At 73.6% G+C, this 14572-nt stretch carries 8 protein-coding genes and 1 tRNA gene; 4 read left to right on the forward strand and 5 right to left on the reverse strand.

The features are described from left to right. Positions 1-21: 21 nt before the first annotated feature. Together ACIRPU_RS19240 and ACIRPU_RS19245 are read right to left on the reverse strand one after the other, a co-directional pair. A complete protein-coding gene (locus tag ACIRPU_RS19240; RefSeq protein ID WP_403868484.1) occupies positions 22-861 on the reverse strand; it encodes an SDR family oxidoreductase in 840 nt (279 codons plus the stop codon). A 229-nt stretch (positions 862-1090) separates the two neighbouring features. Beyond that, positions 1091-1528 carry a hypothetical protein gene (locus ACIRPU_RS19245; protein ID WP_384109353.1) on the reverse strand — a complete coding sequence of 146 codons (438 nt, stop codon included), beginning with the start codon at positions 1526-1528 and terminating at the stop codon, positions 1091-1093. Positions 1529-1787: 259 nt separating this feature from the next. On the opposite strand from ACIRPU_RS19245, the gene ACIRPU_RS19250 reads away from it, so the two are divergent. Further along, on the forward strand, positions 1788-2069 hold the full coding sequence (locus tag ACIRPU_RS19250) for an SHOCT domain-containing protein (RefSeq protein ID WP_384109355.1): 282 nt from the start codon (positions 1788-1790) through the stop codon (positions 2067-2069). Positions 2070-2130: 61 nt separating this feature from the next. On the opposite strand, the gene ACIRPU_RS19255 is transcribed toward ACIRPU_RS19250, so the two are convergent. Both ACIRPU_RS19255 and ACIRPU_RS19260 read right to left on the reverse strand, forming a co-directional pair. Next, positions 2131-2204, reverse strand: a tRNA-Pro gene (locus ACIRPU_RS19255). A gap of 44 nt (positions 2205-2248) precedes the next feature. After that, a complete protein-coding gene (locus tag ACIRPU_RS19260) occupies positions 2249-3679 on the reverse strand; it encodes an MFS transporter (RefSeq protein ID WP_403868489.1) in 1431 nt (476 codons plus the stop codon). A gap of 124 nt (positions 3680-3803) precedes the next feature. Between ACIRPU_RS19260 and ACIRPU_RS19265 the strand changes: the two genes are divergently transcribed. Further along, positions 3804-4382, forward strand: a complete 579-nt coding sequence (locus tag ACIRPU_RS19265) for a TetR/AcrR family transcriptional regulator (RefSeq protein WP_403868492.1) — start codon at positions 3804-3806, stop codon at positions 4380-4382. Positions 4383-4391: 9 nt separating this feature from the next. Here the strand turns inward: ACIRPU_RS19265 and ACIRPU_RS19270 are convergent, their stop codons facing one another. Beyond that, positions 4392-5594, reverse strand: a complete 1203-nt coding sequence (locus ACIRPU_RS19270; RefSeq protein ID WP_403868495.1) for a serine hydrolase domain-containing protein — start codon at positions 5592-5594, stop codon at positions 4392-4394. 370 nt (positions 5595-5964) lie between these two features. Here ACIRPU_RS19270 and ACIRPU_RS19275 point away from each other — a divergent pair, with 370 nt between their 5' ends. Both ACIRPU_RS19275 and ACIRPU_RS19280 read left to right on the forward strand, forming a co-directional pair. Further along, positions 5965-6933, forward strand: coding sequence for an SDR family NAD(P)-dependent oxidoreductase (locus tag ACIRPU_RS19275; RefSeq protein WP_403868498.1), 969 nt, complete (start codon positions 5965-5967; stop codon positions 6931-6933). Positions 6934-7518: 585 nt separating this feature from the next. Further along, on the forward strand, positions 7519-14565 hold the full coding sequence (locus ACIRPU_RS19280; protein WP_403868501.1) for an SDR family oxidoreductase: 7047 nt from the start codon (positions 7519-7521) through the stop codon (positions 14563-14565). The last annotated feature ends 7 nt before the right edge of the window (positions 14566-14572 follow it).

The raw sequence follows: 14572 nt of genomic DNA on the forward strand, positions 1-14572 counted from the left end.
ATGGCTGAGGCGTGGCGGGTCTCAGCCACCGGTGGCGAATCCGGGGAACAGCGTCATTCCGCCGTCGACGTAGATCGTCGTCCCCACCACGTAGTCGAAGAGGTCGGAGGCCAGCGCGGACACCACGTTCGCGATGTCGTCCGGGTCGCCGACGCGGTGGTAGGGGACGAGCCGGAGCAGGTCGGCCTCGGCCTCGGGGGTGTCCCAGGCACTGCGGTTGATGGGTGTGCGGATCGCTCCCGGAGCGACGGCGTTCACCCGGATCCGGTGCGGCGCGAGCTCCTGGGCGAGGGTCGCCATGAGCATCTGCACCCCGCCCTTGGACGACGCGTAGTTCACATGGCCCGTCCAGGGGATGATCTGGTGGACCGAGCTCATGCAGATGATTTTCCCGGCGGACCGGGAGACTTCCGGCACGACCCCGCGCCGCATGAATTCCTTGGTCGCCTCGCGTGCGCACAGGAACTGTCCGGTCAGATTCACGTCCAGTACCTTGTGCCACTGTTCCAGGGTCATGTCGGTGACGGGGGCGTCCCGCTGGAGCCCCGCGTTGGCGACCATGACGTCGATGGTCCCGAACTCCTCGACCATGCGGGAGACCATGTCGACGACCTGGTCCTCCCGCGACACATCGGCCTCGTGCGCATAGGCGCGGACGCCGAAGCCCTCGATCTCGCGCACGACTTCCTCCGCGGCTTCCCGCCCCGCCACATAGTTCACGACCACATCGGCGCCCGCCCGCCCGAGGCCGATCGCGGTGGCCTTTCCGATGCCGGAATTCGCGCCCGTCACCAGCGCCTTCTGCCCTTTGAGGAGCAGCGGGGCAAGGGGCTGACGACCGTCAATGCCGCTGGTTTCCACTCGTGTCTCCCTGTGCGTGCCGGCGCGGACATTCGGCGGATTTACAGAGGAGTCCGCCCGACAACAGAAACACGCGGGAACCGGTACGGCACGGTGGCGCGTCTGCCGTCAGCCGCCCGGGGCGCCTGCCCGCACCGAACGGCCCCATGCCCGCCGGACGGGTGGCGCGCGACGGCGCTGACCGCTCGAACGGGCTGGTCACAGGGGCGCGCGCGGGCGGCGCGGAGGGCTAGTCGGTGCGGGCCTCGCGGCCCGTTCCGATGCACAGCGCCCAGATGACGAAGGCGTCCACGGCTATCAGCACGATGGCCCAGACGGGCTGGTACGGCAGCCACATGAAATTGGCGAGCATCGACAGGCCGGCCAGGGCGACGCCGACGACGCGCGCCCACAGTGCGCCACGGAACAGCGCGACGCCCGCGAGCGCGACCAGAACGCCGAGGACGAGGTGGATCCAGCCCCAACTCGTCAGATTGAAGTTGTACGCGTAGTCGCGGGTGACGACGAAGACGTCGTCCTCGGCGATGGCGGCGATTCCCTGGAATATCGCCATCAGCCCGCCGAAGATCATCATGACCCCGGCGAAACCGGTCCAGCCGGACACCCATGCCCCGCCGCCGCTCGCCGTCCCGTGTCCGTGTCCGTGGTGCACTCCGGTCGCGGTCATCTGGGCTCCTCCCACATACGTCTCGCCACTGCGTATCGCCGCTGACAGGTGGCCGTTCGGTCGCCCGATATCAGCTTGCCATGAGAAGCACAAACCGGCAGAAGACCGGTATTCGCGCAGTTCAGCGCCCGGGCCGACGTGCGAGGGAAATCCGGCGGTGGTCCAATGGGGGTGTCCGGTGCGCCGACCGTCGCGCGTCGGCCGGGAAGCGGTCGAAGGCCGTCTCTCTCGCAGGTCTCCGGCGAGAAAGGAAACCGCCGTGCCAGGTCTCCTCCGCGGGGTCGCCCGCACAGCCGTAGTGGCCGGTACCGCGACCGCCGTGTCGAACCGCGTGTCACGCCGCCAGCAAGGGCGCTGGGCCCAGCAGGATCCTCAGCAGGCCGCGCCGCAGCCGGCACCGGCCGCCGCTCCCCCACCCGCCCAGCCCGCCGACATGAGCAGCAAGATCGACCAGCTGAAGCAACTCGGGGAGCTCAAGGCCCAGGGTGTCCTCACCGAGGCCGAGTTCGAGGAGCAGAAGCGCAGGATCCTCGAGTCCTGAAGCGAGAGGCCGTACCGGAACGACTCCGATACGGCCTCTGGCTCACGACGACTTCGAAAAGTCGGGACGACAGGATTTGAACCTGCGACCCCTTGACCCCCAGTCAAGTGCGCTACCAAGCTGCGCCACGTCCCGAGGCGTTGCCGCGGCGGTGAGCCGCGGGAACGCGCAGGCAAAGCCTACCGTACGGGGGTGGGGGCGGCGGTCGGCGTCTGGTGGGCGGCCGGCTCCGGCAGACGGTTCGCGCGGCGGACCGGGACGAGCAGGGCGGCGAGGGCGGCGCCCAGGCAGAGCACCGCGAGCAGGGTGAAGCCGTGGGTGTAGCCGGAGCCGTAGGGCAGGCCCGACGGCTGGAGGCGGCCGGTGACCAGGACGCTGGTGACGGCGGCTCCGATGGACCCGCCGATGGTGCGGATGTTGGCGTTCATGCCGGTGGCGGCGCCGGTCTGCGCGGCGGGCACGCTGCCGACGATCAGGTTGGCCATCGACGCGAAGGCCAGGCCGATGCCGAGGCCGAACACGCCTGCCACGAGGGCGACCTGCCACTGTTCGTCGTGCCAGAGGGCGAGGAAGCCCAGCGCGACCGCGCCGAGTGCGGCCCCGGCGGTGAGCAGTGCCTTGGCCCCCACGCGGGGCTCGAGTCGGCCGCTGAGCACGCCGGAGACGAACATCGCGAGCAGCATCGGCAGCATGAGGAGCCCGGAGGCGGTGACGCTCGCGCCGAAGCCGTACCCGGCCGTGCTCGGGGTCTGGACGAACCCGGGCAGGAAGGACCAGATCGCGTACATGCCCGCGCCGAACAGCAGGGCGGCGAGGTTGGTGGTCCACACGGCCGGCAGTCGCATGATGCGCAGGTCGATCAGCGGGCTGCGGGAGCGGGCCTCGGTGAACAGCCACAGCGCGAACAGCGCCACGGCCACGGCGAACAGGCCGATCACCCGGACCGAGCCCCAGCCCCAGTTGCCCGCCTGACTGAGCGGCAGCAGCAGGGCGACCAGCCAGCCGGACAGCAGCACGGCGCCGAGCCAGCTGACCTTGCCCTCCGCCCGATCTGGCGACTCGGGCACGTAGCGCACGGCGATCAGCGTGGCGGCCGCGACGATGCCGACGGGGATCCAGAACAGCCAGCGGTAGTCGAGTGCGGAGACGATCGGTCCGGCCGCGACCATGCCGACACCGCCGCCGGCGGCGATCACGGCGGACAGGTTGCTGATGCTGCCGGGCACCCGGGACGGGGCGAACTCGTCCCTGATGATGCCGAAGGAGAGCGGGAACAGCGCGCCGCCGATGCCCTGGACGACCCGGGCGAGGATCAGGACGCCGATGTTCGGCGCGAGCGCGGCGAGCAGACAGCCGGCCAGGACGGCGAGCAGGACTCCGACCAGGGTGCGCTTCTTGCCGATCAGGTCGCCGACCCGGCCGAGGATCGGCGTGAAGACGGACGCGGACAGCAGATACGCGGTCATCACCCAGGTCGCGGTCGACTGCGAGGTGTGCAGCGCGTGCTGCACGGTCGGCAGCGCGGGCGCTATCAGCGACTGGAGCATGGAGAACACGCCGGCACCGGTCGCGAGGACCGCGAAGGTGAGGCGGGTGGACTTGCGGGGCATGACAAGCCTCTCGGAAAGACCCGGAAAGAGGAGAAGAGGCCTCGGACTGTTAAAGTGGAGGCACCCCTCCACTGTAGCGGAGGCACCCCTCCGGTTCAACCGAGTCCCCGCCCAGGAGGCAGCAGTGCCGGCTCAGCAGTTCCCCATCAGCGAGATCGTCGCGGCTCAGCGCCCGGCCCGTAAGGACGCGGCCCGCAACTACGACGCGCTGCTGGCCGCCGCCCGCGAGGCGTTCGCCGAGCACGGCTCCGAGGCGTCCCTGGAGGACGTCGCCCGGCGCGCGGGCGTGGGCATCGGCACGCTGTACCGGAACTTCCCGACCCGCCGGGCACTGTTCGAGAGCGTGTACGCGGACGAGGTCAACGCGCTGTGCCGGTCGGCCGTGGAGCTCGCCGCCCTGGAGCCGTGGGAGGCGCTCACCGCCTGGCTCGACCGGTTCGCCGGCTACATGGTCACCAAGCGGGCGGTGCGCGAGGCGCTGGAGGACGAGTCGGAGATCTTCCAGGCCTGCCGTGACTCGATGTACGCGGCGGGCGGCCCGCTGTTCGAGCGGACCCAGCGGGCCGGGCTGGCCCGCGCGGACATGGACTTCGGCGATCTGGTGCGACTGGTCGCGGGTATCACCGCGACGGTTTTCGTGGACGACGCCCAGCGCGACCGCGTCCTGGCCATCGCGCTGGACGGGGTGCGCGCCGGGCGTTGACCGCGCGGGTCAGCCGGCCAGCGGGTGCTGCGGGTCGAGCAGGTCCGCGATCCGTTCGGTGATCGTCTGGGCGGTGTTGCCCGCGGGGGCGTCCGGGCCCACCGTCGTGGACACCGCGATGGACAGCCGCTTGTGCGGCTCGTACGCCATCACGGCCGCGTAGCCGAAGAAGGACGGGTTCTGCACGACCCAGCCGTTCTTGACGACGACGCCGAGGCCGAAGTGGAAGTCCTCGGTCATGGGCAGGCAGACCGTGGCGGGGCAGTTCGCGGTCTGGTGCCCGAGGCCGACCGTGCCCGGATCCAGCTGGGTGCGGAAGGAGCGCTTCGAGAGCAGCTCGCCCGAGCCGATGGCCTGTCCGGAGCGCGCCAGGTCGCAGATGTTCTGGGTCAGGATGGCACCGGGGGCGGTGGTCCAGGAGGGGTTCCAGTAGGTGGACTCCTCGTAGGTCCCGCGTTCGTCGTCATAGGCGTGCAGCACGGGCGGCGGGATGAGCGCGGTGTCGTTGTTGCGGGTGTTGCGCAGCTTCAGGGGCCTCATGACGCGCTCCCGCAGGAGGCGGTCGAGCGAGGTGCCGGAGATCTCCTCCAGGGCGCGGCCGAGGAGGACGAAGTTGGCGTGCGAGTAGCTCCAGTTGGTGCCCGGCCGGTACCACAGGGGGTGGCTGAGCGAGATCCCGACGACCTCCTCGGGGGCCCAGTGCTGCCAGGGGTCGGCGTAGAGCTTCTTCAGGAAGAGTGGGTCGGTGACGTAGTCGTGCAGGCCCGACGTCGAGTCGCCGAGCATCCGCAGGGTGATCTCGTCGCCGTGCGGCAGGTCGGGCAGCCAGCGGGAGACCGGGTCGTCGAGGCGCGCCTTGTGCTCCTCGACGAGCTGGAGCAGCACCGTGCCCATGAAGGCGATGCCGACCGAGCCGGTCCGGAAGTGCGCCGCGGGCGTGGCGGGCACGTCCGTGAGGGACTCGCCGTCCGCGCCGGTGACGAGTTCACGCCCGCCCACGGTGACCTTGACCAGGGCGGCCTTGAGACCGAGCTCCTTACGGGCCGCGCGGACGAGGGCGAGGACCTCGCGCGCCTGGCCCCCCGGTTTCTGGGTGGCGGCGCAGGCCCGGTCATGGTGGCCGGGGTCGGCGGTCGCGGCCGCGGCGGCCGTCTGAAGGGTCGAGGCGAGGAGAGCGGCGGCGCACAGGAGCGCCGTACGGGTACGCGTCATATGGGCACTATGGGCTGATTGTCACATCGGTCACGGGGACAACACTCCGTACGCCGTCACCCTGGACCCGAACGGCCCCTCGGCACACCGGAGGAGACCCGCCCGGCCGGCCCGCCCGGCCCGCCCGGTTTGTGTCGCACGGAAGGACCGCGACCACCCGTTCTCCCCGAGGGGTGCTGCTCCGACGTCGCGGGCGGCGGCTGACTGGGCGTCACGATCCCGGAGCCGTACGGCGGTCATGGCCTCGGCAGGGCCCGGCACGCGTGCGGGTTCGCCCGGGCCGCGGCCGAGATGGATCGGCGCACGTCCCTTGCCCCGGAACATGCCCGGTGAGAACGTGATTCCCGAACAGCCGTGACACCACTGACAGTTGCGGTCAGACGGTCAGACCCGCGGGCTCTTCGAGGCGTGGCACGGCCTCGCGGACGACCCCGGGCCGCGGGCCGTCGTCCCCACCCGCGAGGCGAGGGACAGCCACGCCGGGACGAGCCAGGTCGTGAAGGTGGTCGTCGCCAAGCCCCTGGGGCTGCGGGACAGGAGGCGGGGCCACCGGGGCGCGGGGACAGGGAGGACGGTGGGCGTGGAGGACTTCTCGGGCCGGCCGGGGGTGGCGTTCGTCGCGGGCGGCACGGGCGGCATCGGCACGGCGGTCGTACGGACGCTCGCGGCCCGCGGCAGCGCGGTGGTGTTCACCTACCGGTCCCGGCGGGAGGCGGCCGAGGCCCTCGCCGAAGGGACGAAGGGGCTCGCGCCGCTCCCGGTGGACCTGACCGACGAGGCGGCGACGGCCCGGGCGGTGACCGCGACCGCCGAGGCGTACGGCGGCATCCACACGCTCGTGTACGCGGCCGGTCCGCAGGTGCCGATGCGGCATCTGAGCCGGGTGACCCCGGGCGAGTACCGGGCCCAACTCGAGGCGGACACTGTGGCGTTCTTCAATCTCGTCCATCCGGCGCTGCCCGTCCTGCGCCGGAGCGGGGGCAGCGTCGTCGCGGTCACCACCGTCGCCACCCGGCGCTTCCCGGTACGCGACGGACTGTCCTCGGGGGCGAAGGGAGCGGTCGAGGCGGTCGCCCGCGCGCTGGCCGCCGAGGAGGGGCGCTACGGGGTCCGCGTCAACTGCGTCGCGCCGGGCATGCTCACCGACGGCAACGCGGGCCGGCTGATCGAGTCGGGCGAACTGGACGACGAGGCGCTCGCCGTCACCCGGCGGAACATCCCGCTGCGCCGGTTCGGAGAGGCGGCGGACATCGCGGAGGCGGTGTCCTTCCTCGCCTCGGACCGGGCCGGATTCATCACGGGCCAGGCTCTGGGGGTGGACGGCGGCTACAGCGTGTGAGGCGCCCGGGACTCCCCCGTCGTCGGCCGCCTGGGGGGTGGGTGACCACGCAGTCAAGCCGGTCGACGACCTCCCGAGGACCGGCTCGACTCCGCGGTCGTTCCAGTCTTCGTGGGAGGTCGGCCGGCGTCAAGGCCTGTCTCACGGGGCGACTCGGGCACCGTCGTCAGCACAAGCCTTTCCCGGTCACTCCCGGAACGACACACAGAATTTTCCCCGCCGCCCGACCGACGCCGGGAATGTGCGTAGCGATTCGGACAAGCGGTCCACAGGAACCCATTTCCTGCGTTCGTTCATGTTTCTACAGTGTGAGTGGAGGGTGAACGGGGCCGGACCGACAAGGAATTCATCCGATTTCCTACGCCCTGGCCCTCCCCCCGCGACTGACCGAATCATTGCGGCTGGGTACCGGCCGATCGTTCGAACGTTGACCAGTGAGTAATAAGCGCACTACCTTTCAACGCGTTTCGAGCACGCGCTTTAGAACGGCGTTCCGCGGTGGCCCTCTGCCCGCGGGAATCCGGTGAGCCGCCATTGCTGTCCCGAACCCCCCACCGTGCAGTCTCACCCTTGATTCGGAGAATCATGACGTCTGCTGTGCGTTCCGAGGACATGATCATCGGCATCACTCCTTTCGGCGAACCCGATGCCGGGCTCGCCCTGGCGATCAACCGGGCCGGCGGGCTCGGCGTACTCGACCTGGGATCCGGTGACCGAAGAACCCGCGAGGCCCTGTCCCGTCTGCGCCGCGCCTCCCCGGGCGGCTTCGGAGTCCGGGTCGACGCGCACTGTCGGCTGACCCCCGCCGACCTGGGCCCCGACGGCCCGCACACGGTGGTCCTCTCCACGGAGGCGGCACAGGCCGCGCGGGCCGCGGAGCCCGACGAGGCGCCCTGGCCGATCGCCGGTCTTTCGGCGCGCCACCGCGTGCTGGTCGAGGTCACCGACCTGGCGGGCGCGCGGGACGCGTTACGCGCCGGAGCGCACGGCCTGATCGCCCGCGGCGCCGAGAGCGGTGGCCGGATCGGCGAACTGAGCACCTTCGTCCTGCTCCAGCAGCTCCTCGCCGCCCCCGAGGTGACCTCGCCGGTGTGGGCGTGCGGCGGAATCGGCCCGCGTACGGCCGCCGCCGCGGTGGCCGGCGGTGCGGCGGGCGTCGTCCTGGACAGCCAGCTCGCGCTGCTCGCCGAGTCGGCGCTGCCCGAACCCGCCGCCGCCGCGCTGCGCACCCTGGACGGCTCGGAGACCGTCGTCCTCGCCGGACACCGGGTCCTGCTGCGGCGCGGCCCGGACGCCCCGCGGCTCGCGCAGCACGCGGAGCCGCGGGCGGTGGCGGCGCTGCTGGGCGCGCAGGACCCGCACGGACAGCTGCTCCCGGTGGGCCAGGACGGCTTCCTCGCCGCGCGGTTCGCCGAGCGCTGGGGTGACGTGCGGCGGACCCTGCGGGCGCTGCGGGACGCGGTCCTGGACGCCGTACGAGACGACACGGCCGTACGGGCGCTGCGGGACCGGTCACCGATGAGCCGGGCGCTCGGCACCCGGCTCCCCCTCGCCCAGGGGCCGATGACCAGGGTGAGCGACGGGGCCGCGTTCGCCGCGGCGGTGGCGGCCGACGGGGCGCTGCCCTTCCTCGCCCTGGCGTTGGCGGACGGCGCGCGGACCCGGACCATGCTCGCCGAGACCCGGGACGCGGTGGCCGGCCGGCCCTGGGGGGTGGGCGTGCTCGGCTTCGCGCCGGAGGACGTGCGCGCCGCACAGCTGGAGGCCGTACGGGAACTGCGGCCGACGCACGCGATCATCGCGGGCGGACGGCCGTCCCAGGCGCAGGCCCTGGAGCGGGACGGCATCCGGACCTTCCTGCACGTGCCGTCGCCGGGACTGCTGCGGCAGTTCCTGGAGGCAGGGGCGCGCCGGTTCGTGTTCGAGGGCTCGGAGTGCGGCGGGCACGTCGGACCGCGCGGCAGTTTTCCGCTCTGGGAGGCCCAACTGGCGGTCCTGGAGGACTGGTCGGCGGGTCACGGGGCCGAGGACGTCGAGGTGTTCTTCGCGGGCGGAGTCCACGACGAGCGGTCGGCGGCGATGGTCGCCGCGCTCGCCGCGCCGCTGACCGCGCGCGGAGCGGCCGTCGGCATGCTGATGGGCACCGCGTATCTGTTCACCGACGAGGCCGTGTCCCGCGGCGCGATCCGGCCGCTCTTCCAGCGGCAGGTCATGGCCGCCGAGCGCACCACGCTCCTGGAGTCGGCGCCGGGACACGCCACCCGCTGCGTGCCGAGCCCGTTCGCCGCCGGCTACCGCGACGAGGAGGCCCGGCTGCGGGCCGAGGGCGTGGCGGACCGGCGGATCTGGGAGGCCCTGGAGCGGCTCAACGTCGGCCGGCTGCGCATCGCGAGCAAGGGCGTGACCCGGGACGCCGACGGCTCCCTCGCCCCCGTCGACGAGCGACGCCAGCTCGACGAGGGGATGTTCATGGCCGGGGAGGTGGCCGTGCTGCGCTCGACGACCACCACGGTCGCCGCGCTGCACGCGTCGGTGACCACCGGCGCGATCGAGCATCTCGCCCTGCGCGCGGCGGAGTTGGGCCAGGAGGAGCCGGTCCGGGAGCCGGCCGCCCCGGCCCCGCTCGACATCGCCGTCGTCGGCATGGCGTGCATGTTCCCGCAGGCGCCCGACCTGCCCGCCTTCTGGGCGAACGTGGTCGGCGGCGTGGACGCGGTCGGCGAGGTCCCGGCCGACCGCTGGGATCCGGCCGTCCACCACGGCGCGTCGACCCCGTCCAAGTGGGGCGGCTTCCTGCCCCGCATCCCCTTCGACCCCCTGCGGTACGGGATCCCGCCCACGTCGCTCGGCAGCGTCGAGCCCGTGCAGCTGCTGTCCCTGGAGGCGGCCCGGCGCGCCCTGGAGGACGCCGGATACGGCGAAGGGGAGCGGGAGTTCGACCGCTCCCGCACCTCGGTGGTGTTCGGCGCGGAGGCGGGCAGCGACCTGTCGAACGCGGCCACGCTGAGGGCGGTCCTGCCCTCCTACTACGGCAGCGTCCCGGCGGGCCTCGACGACCAGCTCCCGCAGCTCACCGAGGACTCCTTCCCCGGCATGCTCGCCAACGTCATCTCCGGGCGGATCGCCAACCGGCTCGACCTCGGCGGCGCCAACTACACCGTCGACGCCGCCTGCGCCTCCTCGCTGGCCGCGGTGGACGTCGCCTGCAAGGAACTCGTCGGCGGCACCTCCGACGTGGTGCTCTGCGGCGGAGCCGACCTGCACAACGGCATCAACGACTACGTCCTCTTCTCCTCCGTGCACGCCCTGTCCCCGACCGGCCGCTCCCGCGCCTTCGACGGTTCGGCGGACGGCATCGCCCTGGGCGAGGGCGTGGCCTGCGTCGTCCTCAAGCGGCTCGCGGACGCCGAACGCGACGGCGACCGGATCTACGGTGTGATCAAGGGCCTCGGCTCCTCCAGCGACGGCCGCTCGCTCGGCCTCACCGCGCCCAGGCCCGAGGGCCAGCGCTCGGCCCTGGAGCGCGCCTACCGCAACGCGGGCGTCTCCCCGGCCGACGTCGGGCTCGTCGAGGCGCACGGCACCGGGACGGTGGTCGGCGACCGCACCGAACTGCGCATCCTCAGCGAGGTGTTCGAGGAGGCCGGGGCGCGGCCGGGCGGCTGTGCGATCGGCTCGGTGAAGTCGCAGATCGGACACACCAAGTGCGCCGCCGGACTGGCCGGCCTGATCAAGACCCTGCTGGCCCTGCACACGGGCGTCCGGCCGCCCACGCTGCACGTCGAGGCCCCCAACGCGGCCTGGGACCCGGAGAACAGCCCCTTCGCCTTCCATGCGCGGGCCCGGCCCTGGGCGACGCCCGCCGGTGAACGGATCGCCGGGGTCAGCGCGTTCGGCTTCGGTGGCACCAACTTCCATGTGGTGCTGAGCGCCTACGCCGACGGCGTGCCGCCGGTGCGGGGCGCGGACGCCTGGCCGGCCGAACTGTTCGTCTTCCGCGGACGGGACGCCGCCGCGGCCGGCCGTGCGGTGGACGAACTGCTCAGGGCCACGGAGGCGGAGGGCCGGCCGTGGCGGCTGCGGGACCTGGCGCTCGGCGCCGCGCGGCGGTCGGACGCGAGCGGGGAACCGGCGCAGGTAGCGGTCGTGGCGACGGACGTCGACGACCTGGTCGGCAAGCTGCGACGCGTGTCGGCCGATCCGGCCGGACACGACCCTGCGCGGGGGATCCACCGGGCCGGACCGGGCGACGGGCACGGTCTCGGGGACTCCAAGGTCGCCTTCCTCTTCCCCGGCCAGGGCAGCCAGCGCACCGGCATGCTCGCCGACCTGTTCGTCGCCTTCCCCGAGCTGCGGCCCTACCTGGAGCTCGGACGGGCCCACGCCGACGCCCTGTATCCGCCGGCCGCCTTCGACGAGGCGGTTCGCGGCCGTCAGGAGGCCGCGCTGACCGACACCCGGGTGGCACAGCCGGCCCTCGGCGTCGCCGGGCTCGCCGCGCACGCCGTGCTCACCGCGGCCGGGGTACGGCCGGACATGGCCGCCGGACACAGTTACGGCGAGCTGGTCGCCCTCTGCGCGGCCGGCGCGCTGAGCCCCGAGACGCTGCTGGACCTGAGCGCCGAACGGGCGGCGGCGATCCTCGAAGCCGCCGGGGCGGCCGCGCCGACCGGATCCACCGCTCCCACTGGATCCACCACGTCCGCCACATCCACCACGTCCACCACGTCCACCACGTCCGCCGGTGGCGATCCCGGGACCATGGCCGCCGTCGCGGCCGGCGCCGACAAGGTGGCGCGGGCGCTCGCGGAGACGCGGGCGCCGGACTCGGTGGTCGTCGCCAACCGCAACTCGCCCGAGCAGACGGTGATCTCGGGCCCCACGGACGCCGTCACCGAGACCGTACGGCTGCTGCGCGAGGCCGGACTCGGGGCCAAGCGGATCCCCGTGGCCTGCGCCTTCCACAGCCCGCTGGTCGCCGGCGCCGGCGACCGGTTCGCCGAGGCGCTCGCGGCCCGGCCGGTGTACCCGCCCGAGTTCCCGGTGTGGTCCAACCGCACGGCCGCGCCGTACCCCGCCGACGCGGACGAGGTGCGGGCCGGACTCGCCGCCCAGATCGGCGCCCCGGTCGCCTTCGCCGAGCAGATCGAGGCGATGTACGCGGCGGGCGCGCGGATCTTCGTCGAAGCCGGTCCCGGGTCGGTGCTGACCCGGCTGGTCGGGCAGATCCTCGGCGACCGTCCGCACCACACGGTGGCCTGCGAGCCGCGCCCCGGCGGCGGTCTGCAGGGCTGGCTCGACGCCCTGGCCCGGCTCGCCGTCGCGGGCCTGCCGGTACGCGCCGGGTGGCTGCTGCGCGGCCGGGACGCGGTCGACGCGGTACGGACCCCCGTGCCGAAGCGGCCCGGCTGGACGGTCGACGGACAGCTGGTCCGCACCGCCGCCGGCGCCCTCCTTCCCGGTGCGCTCGCACCGGCCCGACGAGTCGTGGAATCCCCCGAGAGGACCGTGGCGACTGTGCCGACGAACCCCCCGCACGGCGTCCCGTCCGACCGGGACGCACTCGTCTCCGAATTCCTGCGCACCAGCCGGGAGATGATCGCCGCCCAACGGGACGTACTGCTCACCTACTTCGGCGCCACCGCGGGCGCGCCGCCCGCACCGCCCGTGGCGGCGGTGCCGCAGGTGATCCAGGCGGTGCCCCAACTCGCCACGGCGCAAACGGCGGTGGCCGCCGTGACGGCGGAACCGACCCAGGACGCCGCTCCACCCCGGGCCACCGGGCCCGCCGATGTCCAGCAGGTCGTCCTGGAGATCATCAGCGAACGCACCGGCTACCCCGTCGACATGATCGAGCCCGACCTCGACCTCGAGGCCGACCTCAGCATCGACTCCATCAAACGGGCGGAGATCGCCGGTGAGCTGGCCAAGCGCCTGGGCGCCGGGACGGGCGCGGACCTCGCTTCGATGGACGACGACGAGCTGGAGGAGCTGGCCAAGGCGCGCACGGCCGCCGCGGTGACCGACTGGCTGACCGCCCGGCTGGGCGCACCGGCCGCCCCGGCGGCGCCCACCCCCACCCCCGAGCCCGACGCGGCGGTGGCGGCGGCGGCCGTGGCGGACTCGGAGCCCGGGACGCCTGTGCGGGCCGCGCAGGAGGTGACCGGCGTGCCGCCCAGGAGGCACGTACTGCGGCCGGTCCTGCTCGACGCGGGCGCCGACGCCTCCGCCGCCCCCTCCACCACGCTCTCGGGCACCCGATGGACCCTTCTCGGGGAGGCCCCCGAGGTGGCGGCCCGTCTGGCGTCCCACGGCGCCGACGTCGCCGTACGGGCCCGGGACCACGTCCTGACCGAGGCGGACGGGCCGGTGGACGGCGTGCTGTACCTCGGCGCCCTCGACGACGACGGCCCCGTCCTGCCGGACGCGTTCCCCGTCCTGAAGGCGGCCCTGGCACGCGGCCCGCGCTGGTTGCTGGCCGTGCGGACCGTCGAGGGCGGGACACCCGACCCCCGGACCGCCGGGCTGCGCGGTCTGTTCCGGACGGTGGCGCGCGAGTACCCGGAGCTGGTCGCCCGGGTCGTCGACCTCGCCGACGCCGCGCCGGCCGCCGTCGCGGACGCCGTGGTCGCGGAGGCCCTCGCGCCGGACCGTACCCCGGTCGTGTGGCGGACGCCGGCCGGCCGGCACGGTTTCGAGCTGGTCGAGGCGCCGCTCGGCGCGCTCGGCAGCACGGGCGCCGGACCGGCCGGGGACGGGGCCGCCGAGGCGGCGGCGCTCGGTCTCGACCGGGACTCGGTGGTCCTGCTCGCGGGCGGGGCGCGGGGCATCACCGCGCAGTTCGCCGCCGCGCTCGCCCGCGCCGCCCGCTGCCGTCTGGAGCTGCTCGGCCGGACCCCCGCGCCGGACGGTCCCGAGGACGCGGACACCGCGGCCGCCCGCACCCCGGCCGAGCTGCGTGCCGCGCTCGCCGCGCGCGGCGGCATGAAGCCGGCGGAGATCAACCGCGCCGCCGAACTCCTGCTGGCCCAGCGGGAGATCACCGCCACCCTCGCCGAACTCACGGCGCTCGGCGGCCGGGCCCGCTACCGCTCCGTCGACTTCCGCGAACCCGGGGCGGTGCTCCAGGCGGTGAAGGAGATCCACGCCGAGCACGGCCGGCTCGACGGCGTGGTGCACGCGGCCGGGGTGATCGAGGACCGGCTCGTCGCGGAGAAGAGCGCCGAGTCCTTCCAGCGCGTCTACGGGACCAAGGCGACCGGCGCGGACGCCCTGCTCACCGCGCTGGAGGAACTGCCCGCCGCACCCGCGTTCACGGTGCTGTTCGGCTCGATCTCGGCCGTCCTGGGCAACCGGGGCCAGGTGGACTACGCGGCCGCCAACGACGCGCTGGAGACCCTCGGCGCGGCCTTCGCCGCCCGTACCGGTCACCGCGCGGTGACCGTGCACTGGGGGCCGTGGGCGCCCGCGGCCGGGCACGCCGGCATGGTGGGGGTGGAGCTGGCCCGGGAGTACGCCCGGCGCGGCATCCGGCTGATCGATCCCGAGGAGGGGACCGCGGCGCTGCTGCGGGAGCTGGCCTGGGGCGACGAGTCCGCCACCGCCGTCGTCCACACCGCCTCGGGCTGGTGACGGCGCC

The organism is Streptomyces sp. NPDC102259 (assembly GCF_044766465.1).
Taxonomy (GTDB): domain Bacteria; phylum Actinomycetota; class Actinomycetes; order Streptomycetales; family Streptomycetaceae; genus Streptomyces.

Excerpts from the sequence above, each read along its gene's own strand:
- ACIRPU_RS19245 (WP_384109353.1), bottom strand. The coding sequence starts at position 1,528 with ATGACCGCGACCGGAGTGCACCACGGACACGGACACGGGACGGCGAGC.
- ACIRPU_RS19260 (WP_403868489.1), bottom strand. The coding sequence starts at position 3,679 with ATGCCCCGCAAGTCCACCCGCCTCACCTTCGCGGTCCTCGCGACCGGT.
- ACIRPU_RS19270 (WP_403868495.1), bottom strand. The coding sequence starts at position 5,594 with ATGACGCGTACCCGTACGGCGCTCCTGTGCGCCGCCGCTCTCCTCGCC.
- ACIRPU_RS19280 (WP_403868501.1), top strand. The coding sequence starts at position 7,519 with ATGACGTCTGCTGTGCGTTCCGAGGACATGATCATCGGCATCACTCCT.